The organism is Pseudomonas sp. AK181 (genome assembly GCF_051122975.1).
GTDB lineage: Bacteria > Pseudomonadota > Gammaproteobacteria > Pseudomonadales > Pseudomonadaceae > Aquipseudomonas > Aquipseudomonas lactis.
The window spans coordinates 1,073,855-1,097,696 of the sequence record NZ_CP146348.1 but is presented as its reverse complement, the minus strand read 5'-3'; the positions used below and the strand labels follow the sequence as shown (position 1 = coordinate 1,097,696).

At 61.7% G+C, this 23,842-nt stretch carries 22 protein-coding genes; 16 read left to right on the top strand and 6 right to left on the bottom strand.

Annotated elements, in window-relative coordinates:
* Nucleotide 1: 1 nt before the first annotated feature.
* The 9 genes from V8689_RS05275 (at nt 2) to V8689_RS05235 (ending at nt 10,026) form a co-directional block, all read left to right on the top strand.
* Entirely contained in the window at nt 2-1,450 is a 1,449-nt protein-coding gene (locus tag V8689_RS05275) for an alginate O-acetyltransferase (RefSeq protein ID WP_056790538.1), read from the top strand.
* Nucleotides 1,451-1,458: 8 nt separating this feature from the next.
* Nucleotides 1,459-2,568: a mannuronate-specific alginate lyase gene (locus V8689_RS05270; protein WP_081089447.1), complete on the top strand. Its 1,110-nt coding sequence runs from the start codon at nt 1,459-1,461 to the stop codon at nt 2,566-2,568.
* A gap of 191 nt (nt 2,569-2,759) precedes the next feature.
* Complete coding sequence (locus V8689_RS05265; protein WP_032893491.1) at nt 2,760-4,292, top strand: MBOAT family O-acyltransferase; 1,533 nt, start codon at nt 2,760-2,762, stop codon at nt 4,290-4,292.
* 11 nt (nt 4,293-4,303) lie between these two features.
* Entirely contained in the window at nt 4,304-5,476 is a 1,173-nt protein-coding gene (locus V8689_RS05260; RefSeq protein ID WP_056789751.1) for an alginate O-acetyltransferase, read from the top strand.
* A gap of 17 nt (nt 5,477-5,493) precedes the next feature.
* Nucleotides 5,494-6,150, top strand: a complete 657-nt coding sequence (locus V8689_RS05255) for an alginate O-acetyltransferase AlgF (RefSeq protein ID WP_032893493.1) — start codon at nt 5,494-5,496, stop codon at nt 6,148-6,150.
* Between the two features lie 187 nt (nt 6,151-6,337).
* Nucleotides 6,338-7,789, top strand: a complete 1,452-nt coding sequence (locus tag V8689_RS05250; protein ID WP_032893494.1) for a mannose-1-phosphate guanylyltransferase/mannose-6-phosphate isomerase — start codon at nt 6,338-6,340, stop codon at nt 7,787-7,789.
* A gap of 491 nt (nt 7,790-8,280) precedes the next feature.
* Nucleotides 8,281-8,556 carry a DUF3077 domain-containing protein gene (locus tag V8689_RS05245; protein WP_056789748.1) on the top strand — a complete coding sequence of 92 codons (276 nt, stop codon included), beginning with the start codon at nt 8,281-8,283 and terminating at the stop codon, nt 8,554-8,556.
* 178 nt (nt 8,557-8,734) lie between these two features.
* A complete protein-coding gene (locus tag V8689_RS05240) occupies nt 8,735-9,199 on the top strand; it encodes a hypothetical protein (RefSeq protein ID WP_032893495.1) in 465 nt (154 codons plus the stop codon).
* Between the two features lie 14 nt (nt 9,200-9,213).
* A complete protein-coding gene (locus tag V8689_RS05235) occupies nt 9,214-10,026 on the top strand; it encodes an SDR family oxidoreductase (RefSeq protein WP_056789746.1) in 813 nt (270 codons plus the stop codon).
* Here V8689_RS05235 and V8689_RS05230 read toward each other — a convergent pair.
* Nucleotides 10,023-10,880, bottom strand: a complete 858-nt coding sequence (locus V8689_RS05230; protein WP_056789743.1) for a LysR family transcriptional regulator — start codon at nt 10,878-10,880, stop codon at nt 10,023-10,025. The two genes, V8689_RS05235 and V8689_RS05230, sit on opposite strands and share 4 nt — an antisense overlap.
* A 111-nt stretch (nt 10,881-10,991) precedes the next feature.
* Between V8689_RS05230 and V8689_RS05225 the strand changes: the two genes are divergently transcribed.
* Both V8689_RS05225 and V8689_RS05220 read left to right on the top strand, forming a co-directional pair.
* Complete coding sequence (locus tag V8689_RS05225; protein WP_056789739.1) at nt 10,992-12,179, top strand: MFS transporter; 1,188 nt, start codon at nt 10,992-10,994, stop codon at nt 12,177-12,179.
* Nucleotides 12,172-12,573 (top strand): nuclear transport factor 2 family protein, encoded by a 402-nt coding sequence (locus V8689_RS05220; protein ID WP_044270495.1) that lies wholly within the window; start codon nt 12,172-12,174, stop codon nt 12,571-12,573. The genes V8689_RS05225 and V8689_RS05220 overlap by 8 nt, the downstream gene beginning before the upstream one ends.
* A 423-nt stretch (nt 12,574-12,996) precedes the next feature.
* Here V8689_RS05220 and V8689_RS05215 read toward each other — a convergent pair whose 3' ends face one another.
* From V8689_RS05215 to V8689_RS05200, 4 genes are read right to left on the bottom strand one after another with little or no spacing between them, the layout of a single operon-like run.
* Nucleotides 12,997-13,857 (bottom strand): efflux RND transporter periplasmic adaptor subunit, encoded by an 861-nt coding sequence (locus V8689_RS05215; protein WP_056789737.1) that lies wholly within the window; start codon nt 13,855-13,857, stop codon nt 12,997-12,999.
* 10 nt (nt 13,858-13,867) lie between these two features.
* Entirely contained in the window at nt 13,868-14,068 is a 201-nt protein-coding gene (locus tag V8689_RS05210; RefSeq protein ID WP_003188711.1) for a DUF1656 domain-containing protein, read from the bottom strand.
* The gene (locus V8689_RS05205; protein ID WP_056789735.1) at nt 14,058-16,235 is read right to left on the bottom strand and encodes an FUSC family protein; all 2,178 of its coding nucleotides are present in this window, start codon (nt 16,233-16,235) and stop codon (nt 14,058-14,060) included. The genes V8689_RS05210 and V8689_RS05205 overlap by 11 nt, the downstream gene beginning before the upstream one ends.
* A 10-nt stretch (nt 16,236-16,245) precedes the next feature.
* Nucleotides 16,246-17,757: an efflux transporter outer membrane subunit gene (locus V8689_RS05200; RefSeq protein WP_056789734.1), complete on the bottom strand. Its 1,512-nt coding sequence runs from the start codon at nt 17,755-17,757 to the stop codon at nt 16,246-16,248.
* A gap of 181 nt (nt 17,758-17,938) precedes the next feature.
* Here V8689_RS05200 and V8689_RS05195 point away from each other — a divergent pair, with 181 nt between their 5' ends.
* The 5 genes from V8689_RS05195 (at nt 17,939) to V8689_RS05175 (ending at nt 22,442) form a co-directional block, all read left to right on the top strand.
* Nucleotides 17,939-18,907, top strand: a complete 969-nt coding sequence (locus V8689_RS05195; protein ID WP_032893503.1) for a LysR family transcriptional regulator — start codon at nt 17,939-17,941, stop codon at nt 18,905-18,907.
* Nucleotides 18,908-19,050: 143 nt separating this feature from the next.
* Complete coding sequence (locus V8689_RS05190; protein WP_056789732.1) at nt 19,051-20,025, top strand: 2-hydroxyacid dehydrogenase; 975 nt, start codon at nt 19,051-19,053, stop codon at nt 20,023-20,025.
* 176 nt (nt 20,026-20,201) lie between these two features.
* Nucleotides 20,202-21,104, top strand: a complete 903-nt coding sequence (locus tag V8689_RS05185) for a chemotaxis protein CheV (protein ID WP_044271959.1) — start codon at nt 20,202-20,204, stop codon at nt 21,102-21,104.
* Nucleotides 21,105-21,107: 3 nt separating this feature from the next.
* A complete protein-coding gene (locus V8689_RS05180; protein ID WP_056789730.1) occupies nt 21,108-21,590 on the top strand; it encodes a GNAT family N-acetyltransferase in 483 nt (160 codons plus the stop codon).
* A gap of 108 nt (nt 21,591-21,698) precedes the next feature.
* A complete protein-coding gene (locus V8689_RS05175; protein WP_056789727.1) occupies nt 21,699-22,442 on the top strand; it encodes a YkgJ family cysteine cluster protein in 744 nt (247 codons plus the stop codon).
* Nucleotides 22,443-22,998: 556 nt separating this feature from the next.
* Here the strand turns inward: V8689_RS05175 and V8689_RS05170 are convergent.
* The gene (locus V8689_RS05170) at nt 22,999-23,781 is read right to left on the bottom strand and encodes a transporter substrate-binding domain-containing protein (RefSeq protein ID WP_056790536.1); all 783 of its coding nucleotides are present in this window, start codon (nt 23,779-23,781) and stop codon (nt 22,999-23,001) included.
* Nucleotides 23,782-23,842: the final 61 nt, after the last annotated feature.

The window sequence follows — 23,842 nt, the reverse complement described above, 5'->3', positions numbered from 1 at the left end:
TATGCACCCACACATGATCAAACTGCTGAGCCTCTCGGGTCTGACCCTCGGCCTGCTGGCGGCCAGCCAGGGCGTACGCGCCGATGAAGTCAAAGCCCCGACCTTCACCGCCGAACCCTGCTGCAGCCTGTGCCCGGCCGCCCATGACGCGAAGAACTACACCACGCGCTACCAACAGAACTTCACCACCTTGGTGCAAGCTCAGGGCGACTGGCTGTTCCGTACCCAGGAAGACCTGCGCACCGAATTCGACACCACCCCGGCCGGCTATAAGCGCATGCAGCAGTTGCACGATGCGTTCAAGAGCAAGGGCGTGGAACTGGTGGTGGTCTACCAGCCAACCCGTGGCCTGGTGAACCGCAACAAGCTCAACCCGGCGGAGAAAGCCGCGTTCGACTTCGACAAAGCCCTGGGCAACTACAAGACCATGCTCGGCCGCTTCGCCAAGATGGGTTACGTGGTGCCAGACCTGTCGCCGCTGACCAACGAACAACTGCCGGATGAATTGCCAGCCCACGATTTCTACTTCCGTGGCGACCAGCACTGGACCCCGTACGGCGCCCAGCGCACCGCAAAAATTGTCGCGGCCAAGGTCAAGCAAATGCCGGAATATGCCGAGATTCCCAAGCGTGAGTTCGAGACCAAGCGCTCGGGCCGCATGGGCAAGACCGGCACCCTGCACAACATGGCCGGGCAACTGTGTGGCACCAGCTACGCGATCCAGTACATGGACCAGTTCACCACCGAGCCCAAGGGCGAAGCCGGTGACGGCGACCTGTTCGGCGATTCGGGCAACCCGCAGATCACCCTGGTGGGCACCAGCCACAGCGGCAAGAACTACAACTTCGCCGGCTTCCTAGAAGAAGAAATCGGCGCCGACATCCTCAACGTCGCCTTCCCCGGCGGTGGCCTGGAAGGTTCGATGCTGCAGTACCTGGGCAGCGATGAATTCCAGAAGAGCCCACCGAAGATCCTGATCTGGGAGTTCTCGCCGCTGTACCGCCTCGACCAGGAAACCATCTACCGCCAGATGATGGCGCTGCTGGACAACGGCTGCGAAGGCAAGACCGCGCAGATGTCGGCCAGCACCACGCTCAAACCCGGCAAAAACGAACTGATGGTCAACAGCGCCAACAAAGACCTGCGCAACGCAAACCACCAGGTGGATATCCGCTTCGCCGATCCGTCGGTGAAAACCTTGCAAGCCACCCTCTGGTACATGAACGGGCGCCACGAGGACATCAAGATCGAGAAACCCGAAACATCCGATACAGACGGGCGTTTCGCCTTTGAACTGCGCACCGATGAAGACTGGGCCTCGCAGAACTTGCTGGCCGTGGAAGTGCAGGGCCCCGAAGCGGGCGCTGCGGCGCAGAAGGTTGAAGCGAAAATTTGCACACGCAACGTGTTCCCCGCCGGTGGTCAACAGACCGCTTCAACGGGGCAATGAGGTTACTTATGCAGAAGTTACTGATTCCATCGTTGCTGGGCCTGGCGATCTTCGCCGGGGCAGCCAACGCCGCCGCGCCGCTGCGTCCGCCCCAGGGTTACTTCGCACCGATCGAAGCGTTCAAGACCGGCGACTTCAAGAATGATTGCGACAGCATGCCAACGCCCTACACCGGGCCGTTGCAGTTTCGCAGCAAGTACGAAGGCTCCGACAAGGCCCGTTCAACCCTGAACGTGCAGTCGGAAAAAGCCTTTCGCGACAGCACCGCCGACATCACCAAGCTGGAAAAAGACACCAGTAAACGCGTGATGCAGTTCATGCGTGACGGCCGCCCGCAGCAGCTCGAATGCACCCTGAACTGGCTGGTGTCGTGGGCCAAAGCCGATGCGTTGATGTCCAAGGACTTCAACCACACCGGCAAGTCCATGCGCAAATGGGCATTGGGCAGCATGGCCTCGGCCTACGTACGCTTGAAGTTCTCCGAGTCGCAGCCGCTGGCCAAGCACCCACAGGAAGCCCAGCAGATCGAAGCCTGGTTCAACAAGCTGGCCGACCAGGTGGTGAGCGACTGGGACAACCTGCCCCTGGAAAAAACCAACAACCACTCCTACTGGGCCGCCTGGTCGGTGATGGCAACGTCCATCGCCACCAACCGTCGCGACCTGTTTGACTGGGCAGTGAAGGAATACAAGGTCGGCGTGAACCAGGTCGATGACCAGGGCTTCCTGCCGAACGAATTGAAGCGCCAGCAACGCGCCCTGTCGTACCACAACTACGCGCTGCCGCCGCTGTCGATGATCGCCAGTTTTGCCCTGGACAACGGCGTGGACCTGCGCCAGGAAAACAACAGCGCGCTCAAGCGCCTGGGTGACAAGGTGCTGGCGGGGGTGAAAGACCCGGACATCTTCGAGCAGAAGAACGGCAAAGAGCAGGACATGAAGGACCTCAAGGAGGACATGAAATTTGCTTGGCTTGAGCCCTTCTGCACCCTCTACACCTGCGCGCCGGATGTGATCGAACGCAAGCATGGCATGCAACCGTTCAAGACCTTCCGCCTGGGGGGTGACCTGACCAAGGTCTACGACCCGGCGCATGAAAAAGGCAACAAAGGCAGCTAGTCGCTGATCGTTCCCACGCTCTGCGTGGGAATGCAGCACGGGACGCTCTGCGTTCCAAAGAGTGGCGCAGAGCGCCACAAGAGGCATTCCCACGCAGAGCGTGGGAACGATCACAGCCTCCCCCCGAAATCGTGGGGGGGGTTTGGGGGGGCTCTGGCCCTTGACTGTTGGTTAAACATGGAGAGATCGGGATGGTTTTCTCGTCCAATGTGTTCCTGTTTCTGTTCTTGCCGATCTTCCTCGGCTTGTACTATTTGAGCGGGCAACGCTATCGCAATCTGCTGCTGCTGATTGCCAGCTACGTGTTCTACGCCTGGTGGCGAGTGGACTTCCTGGCGCTGTTCGCGGCCGTCACGCTGTGGAACTACTGGATCGGCCTCAAGGTCGGTGCCGCGGGCGTTCGCACCAAGCCGGCGCAGCGCTGGCTGTTGCTCGGCGTGGCGGTCGACCTGTGCATCCTCGGCTACTTCAAGTACGCCAACTTCGGCGTCGACAGCATCAACGTGATGATGAAGTCGGCCGGCCTGGAACCGTTCATCCTCACCCACGTGCTGTTGCCGATCGGGATCTCGTTCTACATTTTCGAGTCCATCAGCTACATCATCGACGTATACCGTGGTGACACGCCGGCAACCCGCAACCTCATCGACTTTGCGGCGTTCGTGGCGATCTTCCCGCACCTGATCGCCGGTCCCGTGCTGCGCTTTCGCGACCTGGCCGACCAGTTCAACAACCGCACCCACACCCTGGATAAATTCTCCGAGGGCTGCACACGGTTCATGCAGGGTTTCATCAAGAAGGTCTTTATTGCCGACACCCTCGCGGTGGTGGCCGACCATTGCTTCGCCCTGCAAAACCCCACCACGGGCGATGCCTGGCTTGGCGCGCTGGCCTACACCGCGCAGCTGTACTTCGACTTCTCCGGCTACAGCGACATGGCCATTGGCTTGGGCTTGATGATGGGTTTCCGCTTCATGGAAAACTTCAAGCAGCCCTACATCAGCCAGTCGATCACCGAGTTCTGGCGGCGCTGGCACATCAGCCTGTCCACCTGGCTGCGTGACTACCTGTACATCACCCTGGGCGGCAACCGCAAAGGCACGCTGACCACTTACCGCAACCTGTTCCTGACCATGCTGCTCGGTGGCCTGTGGCACGGTGCGAACATCACCTACATCGTGTGGGGCGCCTGGCACGGCATGTGGCTGGCGATTGAAAAAGCCATCGGCCTGAACACCGCGCCGCGCAGTTTCAATGTATTGCGCTGGGCCTTCACCTTCCTGCTGGTGGTGATGGGTTGGGTGATCTTCCGCGCCGAAAACCTGCACGTTGCCGGGCGTATGTACGGTGCGATGTTCAGCTTTGGCGAATGGTCGCTGTCGGAACTCAACCGCGCCAACCTCACCGGCCTGCAAGTGGCAACCCTGGTGGTGGCCTACGCAACGCTGGCGTTCTTCGGCCTGCGCGACTTCTACACCAACCGCCCTGCCGACAAGACCAAGCCAGCCGACCCAAGCCTGATCAAGGCCGTACCCGGCGACAACCCTGGCAGCATCCACGAGCCCGGTTTCAGCGTGGGCCGTGACGCTGCCGTGCAACCGGCCTACTGGACCGCTGACTGGCCACGCTACGCCATGCGCGGCGCGGTGCTGCTGCTGTTCGTGGCGTCGATTCTCAAACTGTCGGCGCAGAGTTTCTCGCCGTTCCTTTACTTCCAATTCTGAGGGAGCCGACCATGACCCGTTCATTACGCGTCCTCTACATCAGCCTGTTCCTGGTGCTGTTGCTGGCACTTGGCGCCTGGTCGCTGCGCAGTTTCTTTGGCTTCAGTACCAACGCCGACGCCACGGTGCTTAATGGTCGCTGGACCAAAGCCGTCGAGACTCACTACGACGACGAGTTCCCGATCAAGCGTCTGGGCACCAACCTGTGGGCGGCGCTGGACTACAAGCTGTTCAATGAAGGCCGCCCTGGCGTGGTGCTGGGCCGCGATCACTGGTTGTACAGCGACGAGGAATTCAACCCCGCCGTCAACGAAGACCAGAACCTGCAAGGCAACTACGCGCTGGTCGAAGGCGTACGCCAGAAGCTCAAGGCCCAGGGCATCCAACTGGTGATGGCGATTGTGCCGGCCAAGGTGCGCCTGTATCCGGAGCATCTGGGTGAAGTGAAACCGGCCAGCGTGCACGCCAATCTGTACCAGGATTTCCATGCTCGAGTGGCGGCGGACAACATTCCGGCCCCGGACCTGCTCGGCCCGCTGCAACAGGCCAAGCTGAGTGGCAAGCAAGTGTTCCTGCGCACCGACACCCACTGGACCCCAGACGGTGCCGAAGTCGCCGCCAAGCAATTGGCCAAGGCGATTGCCGACAAGCCCCCACTGAGCGGCGAGCCGCAGCGCTTTGTCACCGAGGCCGAGAAAACCGAGCCGCATAAAGGCGACTTGCGTTTGTTCCTGCCCCTGGACCCGCTGTTCGAAAACCTGATGCCACCTAAAGAACCGCTGGAAAAACGCGTCACCCACCTGGCCGAAGAGAAAGGTGATGACGCGCTGTTCAGCGACAGCGAAACCCCGGTGGCACTGGTAGGCACCAGCTACAGCGCCAACCCCAACTGGAACTTCGTCGGTGCGCTCAAGCAAGCCTTGCACAGCGACGTGGTCAGCTACGCCGAAGACGGCCACGGCCCGATCCTGCCGATGCTCAGCTACCTCAAAAGTGATGACTTCAAGAACAGCCCGCCGCAGGTGCTGATCTGGGAGTTTCCTGAACGTTATCTGCCCGTTAACAACGAAATCGGTGATGCCGACCCGGCCTGGGTTGCGCAGCTTAAACAAGCCGGTTCGCGCCAACAGAACATGGCAATCAACACATCTAAATCCGAGACGCCCGACCGGGCGCAAAACTGAAAGAGAGGTAACTCACAATGACTTTCACTACTACTCCTCGTCGTCTCGCTAAAACCCTGGCTATCGCAGCGGGCCTGAGCTTCGTATCCCTGTCGGCCTTCGCTGCCGGTGACGCCGCCCTGTACGGCCCGACTGCGCCAAAAGGCTCCAGCTTTGTGCGTATCTACAACGCCAGCAACCAGGAAGTCAGCGCCACCGTCGGCAGCACCAACCTCAGCGACGTTGCGCCACTGGCCAGCAGCGACTTCAGCTTCATGCCCGGCGGTGACTACAGCGCCAAGGTCGGCAGCCAGACCCTGCCGGTCAAGCTGGCCGCCGACCACTACTACACCCTGGTCAACAGTGGCAGCGGCCAGCCGCAGTTGATCGAAGAACCGCCGTTCAAGAACAAGCAGAAATCCCTGGTGCGCGTGCAAAACCTCAGCGACAAGGCCCTGACCCTGAAAACCGCCGACGGCAAGACCGATGTGGTCAAGTCGGTGGCTGCCAAGGGCCGTGGCGAGCGTGAGATCAACCCGGTGAAGGTAAGCCTGGCGTTGTATGACGGTGACAAAAAAGTCGGCGATGTGAAGCCGGTTGCGTTGGAACGCGGTGAAGCGGCGGTGCTGTATGTCACCGGCTCAGGTTCAAGCCTGTCGCCAGTGTGGGTGAAACGCCCAGTGTCGACCCGCTAACTATTTCCCTGAGTTGGCACGCCCCCTTGTGGGAGCTGGCTTGCCTGCGATGGCGGTCTTATAGGCGCCATCGCAGGCAAGCCAGCTCCCACACTGACCGGGGTTCAACTCAGGACCGAGACAAAAACAAGAGTGAAACGACAAACCTTCGTAGCTCTGACCCAAACTGATTCAAGGAGAAACACCCATGATCCCAGTAATCCTTTCCGGTGGTAGCGGCTCACGTCTTTGGCCGCTTTCCCGCAAACAGTTCCCTAAACAGTTCCTGGCTCTGACCGGCGAGCACACCTTGTTCCAGCAAACCCTGGAGCGCCTGGTGTTCGAAGGCATGGACGCCCCCATCGTGGTCTGCAACAAAGACCACCGTTTCATCGTCAACGAGCAACTGAGCGCACGCAAGCTCGACTGCCAGCGCATCCTGATGGAACCCTTCGGCCGCAACACTGCGCCAGCCGTAGCCCTGACCGCGATGATGCTGGTCAACGAAGGCCGTGACGACTTGATGCTGGTGCTGCCCGCCGACCACGTGATCGACGACCAGAAAGCCCTGCAACGCGCATTGGCCCTGGCCACCGTGGCCGCCGAGCGTGGCGAGATGGTGCTGTTCGGCGTGCCGGCCACCCGCCCGGAAACCGGCTACGGCTACATCAAGTCCACCAACGACTCGCTGCTGCCTGAAGGCGTGAGCCGCGTGCAGCAGTTCGTGGAAAAACCCGATGAAAAACGCGCGGTCGAGTTCGTCAAAAGCGGCGGCTACTTCTGGAACAGCGGCATGTTCCTGTTCCGCGCCAGCCGCTTCCTCGAAGAGCTGAAAAAGCATGATCCGGACATCTACGACACCTGCGTGCTGACCCTGGAACGCAGCGAGCAGACCGCCGACACCGTGACCTTCGATGACGCCACCTTCGCCTGCTGCCCGGACAATTCCATCGACTACGCCGTGATGGAAAAAACCCAACGCGCCTGCGTCGTGCCATTGGCTGCTGGTTGGAGCGACGTAGGTTGCTGGGCCTCGCTGTGGGCGGTCAACGATAAAGACGCCAACGGCAACGTGAGCAAAGGCGATGTGGTGATCCAGGACAGCCGCAACTGCATGGTGCATGGCAACGGCAAACTGGTGTCGGTGATCGGCCTGGATAACATCGTGGTGGTGGAAACCAAGGACGCGATGATGATTGCCCACAAGGACAAGGTCCAGGGCGTCAAGCAGATGGTCAACACCCTCAACGAGCAAGGCCGCAGCGAAACCCAGAACCACTGCGAAGTCTATCGCCCGTGGGGCTCCTACGACTCGGTGGACATGGGCGGGCGCTTCCAGGTCAAGCACATCTCGGTCAAGCCGGGCGCGTGCCTGTCGCTGCAGATGCACCACCACCGCGCCGAACACTGGATCGTGGTCAGCGGCACTGCCGAAGTCACCTGTGACGAGAACGTGTTCCTGCTCTGCGAAAACCAGTCCACCTACATCCCGATCGCCTCGGTGCACCGCCTGCGCAACCCGGGCAAGATCCCGCTGGAGATCATCGAGGTGCAATCGGGCAGCTACTTGGGCGAGGACGATATCGAGCGCTTCGAAGATATCTACGGTCGCTCGACACCGGTTGAACGTGGCGTGTCGGTGAAAACTATCGCGCAGTAAAACAGTCGTACAAGAAGCCCTCGCCCAGCCCATTGCGTCCCCTATCCGCAGTGGGTTGGGTGGGGGCTGATCGTTCCCACGCTCCGCGTGGGAATGCCACCTGGGACGCTCTGCGTCCCGCTCAAGGTTCGCGCGCACGTCACGCGCAGCGTCACGCAAAGCATGTCCACGCGGAGCGTGGGAGCGATCTATTTGTGGTGCCTGTACAGGCCTCATCGCAGCATAGGTATCTACACAACTTTGGTGTGACGCTGGACCTGTGGCGAGGGAGATTGCTCCCGTGACGGCCTGACAGCCGACGCCTATCTACCTGACGCCCCGCGATCTAATTGTGGGAGCTAGCTTGCCTGCGATGGCGTCCGAAAGCACAACCGCCATCATTGACCAGTGCGCCCATCCTGCCTATCCTCGCGCCTGTCACGACTCATTCGTGATGAGGTTTGACGGCCTCGAATACTCATAGGGTCCCTTTTTTACTCAGGAGATCCACGATGTCCAAACAAACCACCCGCCCCACCCCTTTCGGCGTCTGCGACCGGAATGAGGCCCCCCTGTTTTCCGTACAGCCCGGCATCCTTATTGAACATGCGCTGGAACATGCCAGCTGTGTTCTTGGTACTGCGCGCGTGCTCACTCTGGCCGCTCAAGATTTATGCACCGAACACCAGAGCTACCTGAATTGGGCGAGCCTGCAGTTGGCAGAAACTGGCTTGGCTTTAGTGGAGGCTTGCATTGATGGCCTGCAGGCCGATGCTTCTACTCAGTAAGTAAGTCATCGCGGGCAAGCCCACTCCCACAGTTGACCGGGTTCATCCCTGGAATACATTCAACCTGTGGGAGCTGGCTTGCCTGCGATAGCGTCCGCCCGGCCAACACAATGCTCAAGGTAACCAATCCCACCTAAGCTTAAGTTAGGATGCTGGTTCCCTATTCGAGGTGGTCTCCATGTTCTTCGGCGTTCTCCTGATCATCACCTGGCTGGTCCTGCTGCTGCGCTACCCCGCCAAGGCGCTGCCGGTATCATTGGCCGCTGCCGTCGGCCTGGGTTTCGTAGCCGTTTGGGTGGTATGGCTGGACAACCGCGAAGCGTCGCAACTGGCGCGCCTTGAGCTGCGTATCACCTACGCCCCGCAAGACTGCCCCGCCGACCGACCGCTCAAACTGACCCTCAACAACGGCAACGACGTACCGCTCACCGAACTGCGCTGGCGCGTGGCCGCCTATGCACCGGGCGATACGGTCAACCTGGCCGACAATGTCTACGCCGCCCCACGCTACCGCGGCCCCGGCGAGCTGCAGGCGGGTGCTACCTGGGACGATTGCCTGCCCACCCCGCCGCTGCGCCCTGGCTATCGCCCACAAACCCTGGAATTTCGCGCCGAGCACCTGCAAGGCAGTTTCTCCGACTGACAAAGGATGGACCCATGCCCAACGTACTGATCACCGGTTGCTCCAGCGGCATCGGCCGTGCCCTCGCCGACGCCTTCAAAGCCGCAGGCTTTGAGGTATGGGCCAGCGCCCGCCAACCCGATGACGTCGCCGCGCTTACCGCCGCAGGCTTTAATGCCCTACAACTGGACGTCAACGACAGCGCCGCTCTGCAACGCTTGTCGGAGCAATGGAGCGAGCTGGACGTACTGATCAACAACGCCGGCTACGGCGCCATGGGCCCATTGCTCGACGGCGGCACCGAGGCGATGCAGCGCCAGTTCGAAACCAATGTGTTTTCCATCGTCGGCGTGACCCGGGCGCTGTTCCCCGCCCTGCGTCGCAGCAAGGGCATGGTGGTGAATATCGGCAGCGTTTCCGGCGTGTTGGTGACGCCGTTCGCCGGCGCCTATTGCGCGTCCAAAGCCGCTGTGCATGCGTTGAGCGACGCCCTGCGCATGGAGCTGGCACCGTTTGGCGTGCGCGTGATGGAAGTGCAGCCTGGTGCGATCGATACCAGCTTTGCAAAAAATGCCGGCGCCCAGGCCGAATTATTGATCCAGGAACAGTCGCCATGGTGGCCGTTGCGCGAGGGCATTCGTGCACGCAGCCAAGCGTCCCAGGACAAGCCAACCCCCGCCAGTGAATTTGCCGCGAATGTACTCACGGCCGCGCAAAAAGCGCAGCCACCGCGCCTGCTGCGCTCGGGCAACGGCAGCCGGGCGCTGCCGTTGATGGCGGCGCTGTTGCCCAAGGGGCTGTTGGAGAAGGTGTTGAGGAAGCGCTTTGGCCTGGGCGGTACACTCTAAGGCTTCATGAAATCAATAAACGCCCGCACCTTCAGCGGTAAATGCCGCGTGTCCGGATACATCGCGTAAACCCCTTGCGGGGCAAAGCGATGGTCCGCCAACAGGCGCACCAAGCGTCCCGCATCCAGATCTCCCTGCACCAGCCACTGCGGCAACACCGCCACACCGTGGCCGCGCGCGGCAAACGCCTGGAGGACCGCCGCGCTGTCGGCCACCAAGGCTGACGGGCCGGCTCGATAAGAGTGTTCAAGACCCGCCGGGTCGGTCACGCTCAATTCGCTCAAGCGGCCATGGCCCAGCCTGGGCACCTGCTCCAAGTCGCACAAGGTCTGCACCCCGGCCAACTGCGGCGCCGCGACGGCAAACACCTCGAACGTCGATAACTGCACCGCCCGATGATTGGATTCCAGCAAGCGCCCCAGCCGTATCGCCACGTCAAAACGCTCGGAGATCAGGTCGGCGTGGGTGGAAGATGTGGATAAGTGGATGTTCAGGTCCGGGTGCAGGCAACGAAAGGCTTCTACCGCCGGGGCGACCACGGCCAGGGCATATTCGACAGTGGTGGTGATGCGCAGGGTGCCCTTGAGTTGAGCATGCTCACTGCGGGCTTCTTCTACCGCCAGGCGGGCCTCTTCAAGCATGCGCGTGCAGCGCAGGTAGAAGCGTTCGCCGGCGTCGGTGAGCGCCAGTTGGCGGGTGTTGCGGGTCAACAGGGTGACGCCGAGTTCCGCCTCCAGGCGCTTGAGGTTGAAGCTGACCACGGCGCGGGTCTGGCCGAGCAGATCCGCGGCCGCGGTGAGCGAACCGGCCTCGACCACGGCCTTGAAGGTGTCAAAACGGTCCAGGCTGACCATGGTGGACGCCCTCCTTTGTCAAAATATTTTTGACAAACTAGCAGGCAAACCGACGTATCCCAAACCCTGCGTGCGGCCTACCCTGCCGGCTTCACTCGCAGGAACGCGTTCATGACCTACCGCTCGAAAGTCGCCTGGATCTTTTTATTGGGTTTTGCCCTGGACCTGGTGAACATGTTTGTCGCCACCGTCGCCTACCCGGATATTGCCCGCGAGCTGCACGCCTCGGTCACACAACTGGCGTGGATCAGCAACGCCTACATGCTCGGGCTGACCCTGATCATTCCCCTGAGTGTCTGGCTGGCAGCGATCATGGGCGAACGCACGCTGATCGCCACCAGCCTGCTGCTGTTCGCCGGCGCCTCGGTGATGGTGGGCCAGGCCGGTTCCATCGAGGCGTTGATAGGCTGGCGCGCGGTGCAAGGGCTCGGCGGCGGCTTGCTGATTCCCGTGGGCCAGTCCATGGCTTACCGGCACTTCCCCGCCGCCGAGCGCAGCCAACTGACGGCGCGGGTGATGTCGGTGGCGTTGCTGGTGCCGGCGTTATCGCCAGCGTTGGGTGGGGTGATTGTCGACAGTGTGTCCTGGCGCTGGATTTTCTACGCCAACCTGCCCCTGGCCCTGATCACCCTGCTGCTGGCCTTGCTGTGGATAAAACCCGACACGCCCACCCGCGTGCGCCCACCTCTGGACCTGAGCAGTATCTTCAAACAGATTGCCAGCCCGATGCTGCGCGTGGCGATGCTGGTCTACCTATGTATCCCCGGCGTATTTATCGGCACCAGCCTGATCGCCATCCTTTATGTGCGCAGCCTGGGCTATGACGCCACTCAAACCGGCGCACTGATGTTGCCCTGGGCGCTGGCCTCGGCAGTGGCAATCTACCTGAGCAAGCAACTCTTCAACCGCTGCGGCCCCAAACCCTTGTTGCTGGCGGGCATGGCGCTGCAATGCGCTGGCATCCTGTTGCTCAACGAGCCCGCGCTGATTATTGCGGCCTACGTCTTGATGGGCCTGGGCGGCAGCCTGTGCAGCAGCACTGCGCAAACCCTGGCCTTTCTGGATATTCCCGCCGAGCGCATGGGCCACGCCAGTGCGTTGTGGAACATGAACCGTCAAGTAAGCTTCTGCGTCGGCGCCGCCGTGCTCAGTGCAATACTGTCGGCCTTGGATTCCTTCGCCATAACCTTCACGATGGCGGCAGCTCTGACCCTGTTGCCGCTTTTCGCAGTGTTGCGCCTGGATGCTTCCAGAGTACGCATGCTGCTTCACCCTTGCAGCGAGCCCACGCATGATTGACTACAGCGATTTTTTTGAAGAAGTGATCCAGACCCACGTCGAGATCGAACAATGGTTTGCCGGGGTTGCGCCTCAGGGCACGCTGGAAAATCTGCTCGCGCGCTTCTCACCGGAGTTCAGCATGATCGCGCCCGCCACCGGTACGCGGGTCAACAGGGCCGGGGTCAATGCGTTGTTCACCCGCCTGGGCGGGATGCGCCCAGGATTGAAAATCACCCTGAGTGAAATGACCGGCATCGACCGCCATGCACGCGGCGCCACGGTGACGTATCGCGAGCATCAGGTGGATGACAGTGGCACCCAGACCGACCGTCGCGCCACGGTGGTGTTTGAGAAACAGGCCAGTGGCGCGCTGCTTTGGCGGCACTTGCACGAGACCTTTATCAAAGCCTGACAAGGTCGAATGTGGGAGCTGGCTTGCCTGCGATGGGCAAACGGTAACCACGATGCGAAGCGAGCCGCTCTTGATCTTGATCTGCTTGTGATCTTGATCTCAGGCGCCCCGTTAAACCACGCTGGCCGGAATTCGACAGGGATTTGGGGGGTAAACCGGCAGGGATGCCGGTTTAGCCGCCCCGCGCCATGGATGGCGCGTGGCGGCGGCCCCCCAAATCACTGACGAATTACGGGCACACCGAGCCTAAGCGAGGTGCCGAGTGGTGGGGCAAGAGCCTTTTGCTTACTTTTGGGCTCTTTTCAAAAGTGAGCCGCCGTCAGGGCGGAACCCTAAGTGGCCGTTACCGCAGCAATGAGTATGTACACGGTCCAACTGTGTTGACTGTTAGGCCGCCATCGCAGGCAAGCCAGCTCCCACAGTTTATTTTTGTGTTGGGTTGACGATGACGGTGCAAGTGATACCGGCCGCCAACAACACGCCTTCCGGCACTTCATCAATGTGAATCCGCACCGGCACACGCTGGGCCAACCGCACCCAGTTGAAGGTCGGGTTCACATCGGCGATCAGTTCACGGCTCTCGGGGTTATCACGGTCGTAGATGCCACGCGAGATGCTTTCCACATGCCCCTTCAAGGTCTCGCCGCTCATCAATTGCATATCGGCTGTGTCACCCACCTTCACATGGGGCAGCTTGGTTTCTTCAAAGAAGCCATAGACCCAGAACGAATTCATATCCACCACAGCCATCTTCGCCTCGCCAATACGCGCATAGTCGCCGCGATGCACGTTGAGGTTGGTGACATAACCGTCCACCGCCGCCAGCACTTGCGTGCGTTTCAAGTTGAGTTCGGCGGCCTCCAGTTGCGCCAGGGCGTGCTGATAATCGGCCAGGGCCGAGTCGGCGATGTTGCTGGCGTCGTCGCGGTTTTCCCTGGAGATCACCAGGGCGTCGAGGTCGGCGCGGCGGTGCGCGTTGACCTTGCGCATTTCCCAGGTGGCCTTGCGTGAAGCCACCAGCGATTGCGCTTGCTTGACGGCAATGCGGTAGTGCTCGGGGTCGATCTGCATCAGCAGGTCGCCTTTTTTCACCAACTGGTTATCGCGTACCGGCACGTCCACCACTTCACCGGTGACGTCAGCCGCCACATTGATAATGTCGGCGCGCACCCGGCCATCGCGGGTCCACGGCGTTTGCATGTAGTGCACCCACAACGTGCGGCCAATCCAGATCGCCAACGCCAGAACCAGCAAGGTGGCGAGCAGGCTGAAAAACTTTTTCATCGGGGCATTCTCAACGGTAGACGCTCAGCGCCAGGGCGCCGAACAGGCAAGCGAACAGGCTCAGGCGCAGCAGCGCCGGGTGCCAGAAAAACCGGTACAGGTCGAACCCGGCCAGGAAGCGGTCAACCGCCCAGGCCAGCCCCGCTGCGATCAAAAACATCAGGGTCATGGTCGGCATATAGATGCCGTGGAATGCGATTTCACGAGGCATTCGGGGCTCCTTTTAGGGCGGCTAAAGGCGATTGCGGGTCGAGCAACGAGGTACGAATAAAGTGCAGGTAGCTCTTCACCCGGCGCAGGGCCGAGGTGTCGAAGTGCGGGGCGAAAGGTTCGTCGGTGGCCTGCACGCGGCTGATCGCATGGTCCACGGCAATCAGGCCGCGCTCCAGGTTGCTGGCGCTGGGTTGCAGGAACAGCCGCACCAGCGAGCGCCCCATCACACGGATCGCCTGGCGCCACGGCTGGGATTCGGCATACGCCGGGTGCACCGGCAAAATCGCCTGCTCCTTGCGCAGCTCGATGATCGCGTGGCCGACCTCCAGCACCACGAACATCCAGCGCAGCAAATCGCGTTGCACCTGCGGCTGGCCGGCCGCGAGGCCATACGCCTGGTGCAGCAGGTCGCGGGTGCGGCTTTCAAAGCTCGACGCCAGGCCCTTGAGCTTGCCGCTGATGGCATACACCACTTGCTCACGCAGGTCTTGCTCCAGGCGGCGCCACAACCAGCGGCTGTTGGGCGGTAGGATGATCGCCCCCGCCGCCGCGCACACCAGCATGCCGATGACCATGGCGATGTAGTCGTTGATAAAGGTGTAGGGGTTGTAGACCGTGAGGTTGTCCGGCACCGAGCCGGTGCTGAAGAAAATCAGCAGGCCCACGCCCACGCCGGCGTAGCGGGGGCGTGAAGACAGAAAGGCACCGAAGATGATCACCGGTGCGAGCATCACGCACAGCAGCGGGAAACCGTCGATCCAGGGGAACACGAAAAACATTTCGACGAAGCCGACCAAGGCGCCGATCAAGGTGCCGCAGGCCATCTGGAACGCCATGCGCTTTGGGTTGGGCGTGGCAGCAGACAGGCCCACCGTGGCCGCCGCGATCAGGGTCATGGTGGCGCCGCTGGGCCAGGCCGTGGCCACCCAGTAACTGCCCAGCACAACCAGGATAAACGAGGCGCGCACACCGGCAGCGGCGCAGGCCAGCCAGTTGGTCTTTGGCGTGTAGGCTTCGTGCCAATCCTCCCGTGCATGACGATGGTCAGCCAGGGACGCGTGGGTTTGCGCGTAGTTGTGCAGGTCGTCGACGAAGCGGTACAGCAGCTCGTAGGCAGTGTGGAAATCCAACTGCTCGGCGTCCGTCGGGTTGCCCTCCTGGAAGCTCGCCCGCAGGCTGCGCACCTTGGCGGGCAGGCCGTCCTTGTAGGCGCTCAGTTGGTTGACCAGGCGCGCGGCATCGGGGCTGGTGAGGGCGCGGCCAGAGAAGCTGTCGAGCACTTCGGCCAGGTCTTGCAGGCCGGGTTTGATCGCTGCCACCACATGGTCGGCCTCATCGGCGCGCAAGCGTTCCAGCAATTGGTGCAAGGCGTTGAAGCGTGTGGTGATGCTCATGAATTCGCTGTTGAGGCGACTGAGCCGCCCATTGCGCCGACGCATGTGCGGGTCTTCGAACACGGTGACACTGCGCAAGCCTTCCAGGCCCACAGCTTCGGCAATAAAGCGCACGTTGCTGGCCTCGAAGCCTTCGCGCTGGCTGCGCCCGCGCAGGCCGTCAGTCACGAACAGCGCGAACACACCGAAGCGCTGGTACAGCGCGTTGCGCATGGCGGCACTGGAGGTCTGCGGCAGGATGGCGGCGCTGACCAGCGTCGAGCACAGTATCCCCAGGGAAATTTCCAACACCCGCCACACCGCCGCCATGAAGGCGCCGTCCGGGTGGGCCAGAGCCGGCAGGCCGACCATCGCCGCGGTGTAGCCGGCGAGCACGAACCCATAGGCGCGAAAGTTGCGGTTGCGCGTGGCGCCAGCGGTGCAAATGCCCACCCAGATCGCCAGCGCCCCCAGGAACAGTTCGGTGTTTTGCGCAAACAAGGCGATCAACAGCACCATCACCGCCGAGCCTGCCAAGGTCCCGAGGAAACGGTAGAAGCTCTTGGCGAACACCTGGCCGCTCTGTGGCTGCATCACGATAAATACGGTAATCATCGCCGTGCGCGGTTGCGGCAGCTCCAGGCGCATGGCCAGCCACAGCGTCAGGAATGCGGCGACCAGCACCTTGAAGATATACACCCAGGTCACGCCATCGCTGCGTGCCCAGTCGAAGAAACCACGGCGCCACTCAAGGGAATGCAGCCAGCGCAGCGGTGCAGGCAAGGGAGTCATCGAATCCTACTCAGTGATCAAACACGGCGAGCGCCGCCGGGGTCTTGCTGGGGAGTGTCTTGGCATCCGCAGGCACATCGTCGCCCGCACCGAGGCCGCCGCCCAGGGCGGTCACCAATTCGGCATGGGCGCTCAGGCGCGCCGCCTGCACCTGTTGTTCGATCTGCTGCTGGCGAAACAACAAGGTTTGCGCGTTGAGCACGTTGAGGTAGTCAGTGAGGCCACGTTGATAGGCGATCATGGCGATGTCATAGGTTTTCTGCGCCGAGGCCACTGACTGCGCGGCGAAGGCCGATTGCTTGTCCATGGACTCGCGGCGGATCAACTGGTCGCTGATGCCCTTGAGCGCATTGACCAGGGTCTGGTTGTACTGGGCCACCGCGATGTCATAGCCGGCACTGGCTTCGCCCAATTGCGCACGCAGGCGGCCGCCGTCGAAGATCGGCAAGGTGATCGCCGGCCCGACGTTGTAGTTGAATTTCTTGCCGGCCAGAAACTCCAGCATACCGCCGCCGGTGGCCATGTAGCCGAGGCTGCCGACCAGGTCGACGTTGGGGTAGAAGCCTGCATGAGCCACATCGATGCCCCGCGCCTGGGCCGCTACCTGCCAGCGGCTGGCGACCACGTCGGGGCGTTGGCCGAGCAATTGCGCGGGCAGGCTGGAGGGCAGTTTCAACGGCGCGGCGAGGGCCAGGGTCGGGCGCTGCAATTGCGCGCCCTCCCCTGGGCCTTTGCCGGCCAACGCCGCCAGTTGGTTACGGCTCAGGGCGATTTCCTCGTCCAGGGCATCCAGTTGGCGATGGGTTTCCGGCAGCGGGGTTTCGGCCTGGCTGACGTCAAAGTGAGTGCCGATCCCGGCGCTCAGGCGTTTGTTGGCCAGGTCCAGTATCTGCTGTTGCTGGGCCAAGGTGGCGGCCGCGATGTCGCGGTTGGCGTAGTGCAACGACAGCTGAATGTAAGCGCGCACCACATTGTTTTGCAGCTCGAGCTGGGCCAGGCGCGCTTCGGCGGCGCTCATGTGCGCCAGGTCGACGGCGCGTTCGGTGCTGTTGCTTTCCCGGCCCCACAGATCGAGGGCGTAACTCAGGCCCAGGGACGAATTGTTGTCCCAGGTGTTGGCGCCGCTCAGTTCGCCGGGGCCGTAGAACTGATCCTTGGGCCAGTTGTGGCGCTTGAGGGTGGTGTCGCTGTTGATCTGCAGCGACTCGGCCGACTCGGCCACCCCGGCCAGCGCCCGGGCTTGGCGCACGCGGGCGGCGGCCACGGCCAGGCTGGGGCTGTTGCGGGTGGCGAGTTCGACCCAACGGTTAAGCTGCGGGTCGCCGTAGGCCTGCCACCATTGGGCGGTGGGCCAATGGGCGTCGCGGGCAGCGCTCTGGATCGCGGCGTCGGCGGCCAGGGTGTTGGCGTTGATCGCCTGGCCTTGGGGGGTGATTCCTCCGGTTCCGATGCAACCGCTGATGACTGACGTTAAAGCCCAAACACTGAGAGTCTTCAGCTCTCTGCTGATGCGACGCGGCACGGCAAGCGAATTCCTGAGAGGGTGTTGCGGGAGAGGTGGCGCAATTCTAGGCGGCGGCAGGGAGGACGATAAGCTGGCATTCCTGTGAATCTTTGTTACCGTTCAGGCGATAATCCGTTGGTAGGGATCACTCAAAGCGTAACTTTCTGTCACAATTTGCTATCTCCCTTGAGAACACTCCATGGACACTTTGCAAAACATGCGCGCCTTCAGTTGTGTGGCCGAAGCCGGCAGCTTCACCGCCGCCGCCGTGCAACTGGACACCACCACGGCCAACGTCTCGCGCGCGGTCTCCAACCTTGAGGCCCACCTGCAAACCCGCTTGCTCAACCGCACCACCCGGCGCATCGCGCTGACCGAAGCCGGCAAACGCTACTTACTGCGCTGCGAGCAGATCCTCGCCTATGTCGAGGAAGCCGAGGCCGAAGCCAGCGACGCCCACGCACGCCCCGCCGGGCAGTTGAAAGTGCACACCATGACCGGCATCGGCCAGCATTTCGTCATTGACGCGATTGCCCGCTACCGCCGCACCCATCCCGACGTGACCTTCGACCTGACCCTGGCCAATCGCGTGCCGGACCTGCTCGACGAGGGCTACGACGTGTCCATCGTGCTAGCCAGCGAACTGCCGGACTCAGGTTTTGTGTCCCAGCGCCTGGGCATCACCTACAGCATCGCCTGCGCTTCGCCGGACTACGTCAAGGCCAAGGGCTGCGCACAGCGGCCCCAGGATTTGCTCAACCATGCATGCCTGCGCCTGGTCAGCCCGGTGGTCCAGCTGGACAAATGGACCTTCAACGGCCCTGAAGGCCAGGAAAGCGTGGCGATCAACAGCTCGCCGTTCCTGGTGAATTCGGCCGACGCGATGAAAACCGCGATCACCAGCGGCATGGGCGTCGGCCTGCTGCCGGTGTACGCCGCCATCGAAGGGCTGCGCAACGGCACGCTGGTACGGGTGATGCCGACCTACCGCTCCCAGGAGCTGAACCTGTACGCCATCTACCCTTCGCGCCAATACCTGGATGCAAAGATCAAGACCTGGGTGGAATACCTGCGCGGTTCGTTGCCGGAGATTCTGGCGGCGCACCAGGCAGAGTTGGTGGCGTATGAGTTGAGCGGTGGTGTGGGTGGCGTGCGGATGGCGACCTGATTTGGAATGCTGCTTCCCAACCCCTATAAATTCATTGTGGGAGCTGGCTTGCCTGCGATGACGGTGAATCAGCCAACACAATAGTGGCTGACACACCGCCATCGCAGGCAAGCCAGCTCCCACATGTTGAGTGGAGTTCTGCAATGAAAAAGACTGTCCTGGCCTTCAGCCGTATCACCCCGCCGATGATCGAACGCCTGCAACAGGATTTCGAGGTGATCGCGCCCAACCCCAAGCTGGGTGACATCAATGCTCAGTTCAACGAAGCCCTGCCCCATGCCCATGGCTTGATCGGCGTGGGCCGCAAGCTGGGCCGCGAGCAACTTGAAAGCGCGAGCAAGCTGGAGGTGGTGTCCAGCGTGTCGGTGGGCTACGACAACTACGACGTGCCGTACTTCAACGAGCGCGGGATCATGCTCACCAACACCCCCGATGTGCTCACCGAAAGCACTGCCGACCTGGCCTTTGCGTTGCTGATGAGCAGCGCACGCCGCGTGGCCGAATTGGACGCCTGGACCAAGGCCGGCCAATGGAAAGCCAGCGTGGGCGCGCCGTTGTTTGGTTGCGATGTGCACGGCAAGACCCTGGGCATTGTCGGCATGGGCAATATCGGCGCAGCCGTGGCCCGGCGTGGGCGACTGGGCTTCAATATGCCGATCCTTTACAGCGGCAACAGCCGCAAGACCGCGCTGGAGCAAGAACTGGGCGCGCAGTTTCGCAGCCTGGATCAGCTGCTGGCCGAGGCGGATTTCGTCTGCCTGGTGGTGCCGTTGAGCGACAAGACCCGTCACCTGATCAGCACCCGAGAGCTGGCGTTGATGAAGCCCAGCGCGATACTGATCAATATCTCCCGTGGGCCGGTGGTGGATGAACCGGCGCTGGTCGAAGCCCTGCAAACCCAACGGATTCGTGGTGCCGGGCTGGATGTGTATGAAAAGGAACCGCTGGCTGAATCGCCGTTGTTCCAGCTGAGCAATGCGGTGACCCTGCCGCACATCGGTTCAGCCACCGGTGAAACTCGCGAAGCCATGGCCAATCGCGCGCTGGACAACCTGCGCAGCGCCCTGCTGGGCCAACGCCCCCAGGACCTGGTGAACCCACAAGTCTGGAAGGGCTGATACCCCGCCCCACTGTAGGAGCGAGCTTGCTCGCGAAAAACGTCAACGATAACGCCGAGAATCTGTTTCAACGCGGCGCTTTCAAGTTTTTCGCGAGCAAGCTCGCTCCTACAGTTTTCGGGGCCAGGGTCGATAACGGTGTATAGATCGTCATCCCTGATTCACAGAAGGTTTTTATGTCCACCACCAAAGCCCGCGCAGACTCACTCTCGCTTCTGCTCTTTACCTTGCGCAGCGGCAAGCTGATGGCCATCAACCTGTTGAAAGTCAGCGAGATCATCCCTTGCCCGCCGCTGACCAAGCTGCCGGAGTCACACCCGCACGTCAAAGGCATCGCCACCTTGCGCGGCGCGTCTTTGTCGGTGATCGACCTGAGCCGCGCCCTGGGTGAAATGCCCTTGCAAGACCCGGATGGCGGCTGCCTGATCGTCACCGATGTCAGCCGTTCCAAGCAGGGCCTGCATGTGCAGGCGGTGAGCAAGATCGTGCATTGTCTGACCACCGATATCCGCCCGCCGCCCTACGGCTCCGGCGGCAATCGGGCGTTTATCACCGGGGTTACCCAGGTGGAAGGTGGCCTGGTGCAGGTGCTGGATATCGAGAAAGTCATCCATGGCATCGCCCCGGCACCGGTTGAAGCGGCGCCGACCGACCTGACCATGGAAGAAGCCGAAGTGCTGGGCAATGCCCGCATCCTGGTGGTGGACGACAGCCAAGTGGCTTTGCAGCAATCGGTACACACGCTGCGCAACCTCGGCCTGACCTGCCACACCGCCCGCAGTGCCAAGGAAGCCATCGACGTGTTGCTGGAGCTGCAAGGCACGGTTGAACAGATCAACGTGGTGGTGTCGGACATCGAAATGTCGGAGATGGACGGCTACGCCCTCACCCGCACCTTGCGCGAAACCCCGGATTTCAAGGACCTCTATGTGCTGTTGCACACCTCGTTGGACAGCGCGATGAACAGCGAAAAAGCACGCCTGGCCGGTGCCGACTCGGTACTCACCAAATTCTCATCCCCAGAGTTGACCAAATGCCTGGTCATTGCCGCGCAAACCGTGGCGCAAAAGGGCCTGTAAGCCTTGGCCGAGTATTACCAACTGCTGCGTCGCGACCTCACCGGCAGCCTGCCCGCCCCGCAGTGGCCAGCGAATACTCGCCTGGATCATTATCGCGATGAACTGGCCCCGGCGATCCATGCCGTGCTGCGCATGACCCAGGACCAGGGCGGCGGCCGTGTCGGCCACCTGGATGAGTGGCGCCGGCAGTTCGTCACCGATGCCGAGTACGACCCGACGCTGTGCCTGGTGGCCAGTAACCGCGACGGTATTCTCGCAGTGGCGCAATGCTGGACCAGTGCCTTTATCAAGAACCTGGCCGTCCACCCCTGTGCCCAAGGCCAAGGGCTGGGCCGCGCCTTGCTGCTGCACAGCTTCCAGGTGTTCAAGCAGCGCGGCGAACCCTATGTGGACCTCAAGGTGCTGGAGAGCAACCTGCGCGCCCGGCACCTGTATGAAAGTGCGGGCATGCGGTTTGTGCTGCGCGACATCCTATCCAACGGCTGACCCTCACTGGCGCATAACTTGCTTCCAGAGCCCCTGAGCGGTCGATAGAGGTAAAAACCCGTCGCCCCTCAAGCGTGCCCTCTGACCTTGCTTGGTGACAGATCCGCCATGAACACACACTTTTCCTGCGTCGGTTGCGGCAAATGCTGCAGCGACCATCACGTGCCCCTGACCCTCGAAGAAGCCCGCAGCTGGGCGGCGGACGGCGGCAACGTCATCGTTCTGGTCGAGGGCTTTCTTGGCAACGGCCTGGGCCTGCCCCTGCAACAACGGGAACACGCCGAGCGTCGCTCAGTGATCGTGCCCAGCGGCACTACCGAGGCGTTTGTGGCAATCACCTTTGCCGCCTACAACGCCGGACGCTGCCGGAATCTTGACGAAGACAACCGCTGCCGCATCTACGAACGGCGCCCGCTGGTGTGCCGCATCTACCCGATGGAAATCAACCCGCATATCCCGCTGAACCCGAGCGCCAAGGACTGCCCACCGGAATCCTGGGAGCAAGGCCCCGCGCTGATCGTCGGAGGTGAATTGATAGACACGCAACTGGCCGAACTGATTCGCCGTTCGCGCCAGGCCGACCGTGATGACGTACAGACCAAGGAAGCCGTATGCGCGTTGCTCGGCATCCGCACGACCGCGCTCAAGGGCGACGGGTTTACCGCGTACTTGCCGGACATGCAGGCGTTTGCCCAGGCCATTGAACTGGCGATTGAACAGCCAGCGGTGACCAATGAATGGGTGTTCCATGTGTCCGGGATGGACATCGCCGAACAGGTGCTGGATGCCGGGGCGCAAATTGCCACCGAAGTTCCGGCCAATTACGCGTTCATCTCGTTGAGAGCGGCATAGAAAACGACACAACTGTAGTTCGCAGCAACCAACGCTAACCACGATGCGAAGCGAGCCGCCCTTGATCTGCTTTTGATCTGCTTTTGATCTTGATCTTAAGCGCCCCGTCAAACCACGCTGGCCGGAATTCGACAGGGATTTGGGGGGTAAACCGGCAGGGATGCCGGTTTAGCCGCCCCGCGCCATGGATGGCGCGTGGCGGCGGCCCCCCAAATCACTGGCGGATTACGGGCACACCGAGCCTGGGCGAGGTGCCGAGTGGTGGGGCAAGAGCCCTTTGGTTACTTTGGGGCTCTTTTCCAAAGTGACCCGCTGTCAGAGCGGAACCCTAAGTGGCCGTTACCGCAGCAATGGATATGTACACAATCCAACTGTGTTGACTGCCAGGCCGCCTTCGCGAGCAAGCCCGCTCCCACAGTTGGATTGTGGGGTGTCAGGTAGAGAAGTGTCGGCTGGTAGGCAGTCATCGCAGGCAAGCCAGCTCCCACATTTGGATCTCGCCGTGTCAGGTAGATAGGTGCCTCACGGGTGCAGAGCGGCACTCACACATTCGCGATCATGAATGGGGCGGCGATACATCGAGCCGATACGACTGGAGAATGCGTTGGTACTCGCCATTCTGCATCAATTGCTCAAGCGCATGATTAAGCTCATTACGCAATGCAGTATCGGTTTTTCGCACCGCAATCGCCACGCTATTACCCAGCAGGCCCGACGACACAGGCGGCCCCATGTAATCGAAGTCCAGCCCCTGGGGCGTGTCGAGCAGGGCTTCACGGATCTCCACCGCGCCTTGCAGGGTCGCGTCGATATCGCCCGAAACCAGGCTCTGCACCAGTTGGTCGTTAAGCCAGAAACTCCTGATGATCACCCCCGCCGGCGCCCATTGCGACAGGGCAAAGGCTTCACGATTACTGCGCACCAGCACCCCGACACGCTTGCCCTTAAGGGACCGTCGATCAGGACGCAGGCCCGAGGTTTTACGCGCCACCAGCCGGGTGGTGATCGGGTAGAGGTCATCGGTGAAGCTCACCCGTTGCCGCCGACGGCAGGTGGTCGCCATGCCCATGATCGCGTCGAATTGCCTGGCCTCTAGAGCCGGGAAATTTTCCATGACGATTTGGTCAACCCAAGTACAGCGCACGTTGAGCTGCTCGCACAGGGCATTGCCCAGTTCGATATTCAGCCCCACCAATTGCCCTTGGGCATTGCGGCTTTGAAAGGGCGGAAAATGCGCGGCAACGGCGAAACGGATTTCTCGCCGAGGTTGAACGTCGGCGGCGACGGCACTCGTCGAGAGCAAGAGAGCAAGCACTGCACAGAGGTGTATCAGGGCCACGGGAATGTCCTTTTCCGGAAAGCTGACTCGCCACGCCCCGATGAGCGTCATCGGGACGAAG

What these genes read in the sequence shown, in the direction of transcription:
- V8689_RS05275 (WP_056790538.1), top strand. Translation starts at nt 2, where the DNA reads ATGCACCCACACATGATCAAACTGCTGAGCCTCTCGGGTCTGACCCTC.
- V8689_RS05270 (WP_081089447.1), top strand. Translation starts at nt 1,459, where the DNA reads ATGCAGAAGTTACTGATTCCATCGTTGCTGGGCCTGGCGATCTTCGCC.
- V8689_RS05265 (WP_032893491.1), top strand. Translation starts at nt 2,760, where the DNA reads ATGGTTTTCTCGTCCAATGTGTTCCTGTTTCTGTTCTTGCCGATCTTC.
- V8689_RS05260 (WP_056789751.1), top strand. Translation starts at nt 4,304, where the DNA reads ATGACCCGTTCATTACGCGTCCTCTACATCAGCCTGTTCCTGGTGCTG.
- V8689_RS05255 (WP_032893493.1), top strand. Translation starts at nt 5,494, where the DNA reads ATGACTTTCACTACTACTCCTCGTCGTCTCGCTAAAACCCTGGCTATC.
- V8689_RS05250 (WP_032893494.1), top strand. Translation starts at nt 6,338, where the DNA reads ATGATCCCAGTAATCCTTTCCGGTGGTAGCGGCTCACGTCTTTGGCCG.
- V8689_RS05245 (WP_056789748.1), top strand. Translation starts at nt 8,281, where the DNA reads ATGTCCAAACAAACCACCCGCCCCACCCCTTTCGGCGTCTGCGACCGG.
- V8689_RS05240 (WP_032893495.1), top strand. Translation starts at nt 8,735, where the DNA reads ATGTTCTTCGGCGTTCTCCTGATCATCACCTGGCTGGTCCTGCTGCTG.
- V8689_RS05235 (WP_056789746.1), top strand. Translation starts at nt 9,214, where the DNA reads ATGCCCAACGTACTGATCACCGGTTGCTCCAGCGGCATCGGCCGTGCC.
- V8689_RS05230 (WP_056789743.1), bottom strand. Translation starts at nt 10,880, where the DNA reads ATGGTCAGCCTGGACCGTTTTGACACCTTCAAGGCCGTGGTCGAGGCC.
- V8689_RS05225 (WP_056789739.1), top strand. Translation starts at nt 10,992, where the DNA reads ATGACCTACCGCTCGAAAGTCGCCTGGATCTTTTTATTGGGTTTTGCC.
- V8689_RS05220 (WP_044270495.1), top strand. Translation starts at nt 12,172, where the DNA reads ATGATTGACTACAGCGATTTTTTTGAAGAAGTGATCCAGACCCACGTC.
- V8689_RS05215 (WP_056789737.1), bottom strand. Translation starts at nt 13,857, where the DNA reads ATGAAAAAGTTTTTCAGCCTGCTCGCCACCTTGCTGGTTCTGGCGTTG.
- V8689_RS05210 (WP_003188711.1), bottom strand. Translation starts at nt 14,068, where the DNA reads ATGCCTCGTGAAATCGCATTCCACGGCATCTATATGCCGACCATGACC.
- V8689_RS05205 (WP_056789735.1), bottom strand. Translation starts at nt 16,235, where the DNA reads ATGACTCCCTTGCCTGCACCGCTGCGCTGGCTGCATTCCCTTGAGTGG.
- V8689_RS05195 (WP_032893503.1), top strand. Translation starts at nt 17,939, where the DNA reads ATGGACACTTTGCAAAACATGCGCGCCTTCAGTTGTGTGGCCGAAGCC.
- V8689_RS05190 (WP_056789732.1), top strand. Translation starts at nt 19,051, where the DNA reads ATGAAAAAGACTGTCCTGGCCTTCAGCCGTATCACCCCGCCGATGATC.
- V8689_RS05185 (WP_044271959.1), top strand. Translation starts at nt 20,202, where the DNA reads ATGTCCACCACCAAAGCCCGCGCAGACTCACTCTCGCTTCTGCTCTTT.
- V8689_RS05175 (WP_056789727.1), top strand. Translation starts at nt 21,699, where the DNA reads ATGAACACACACTTTTCCTGCGTCGGTTGCGGCAAATGCTGCAGCGAC.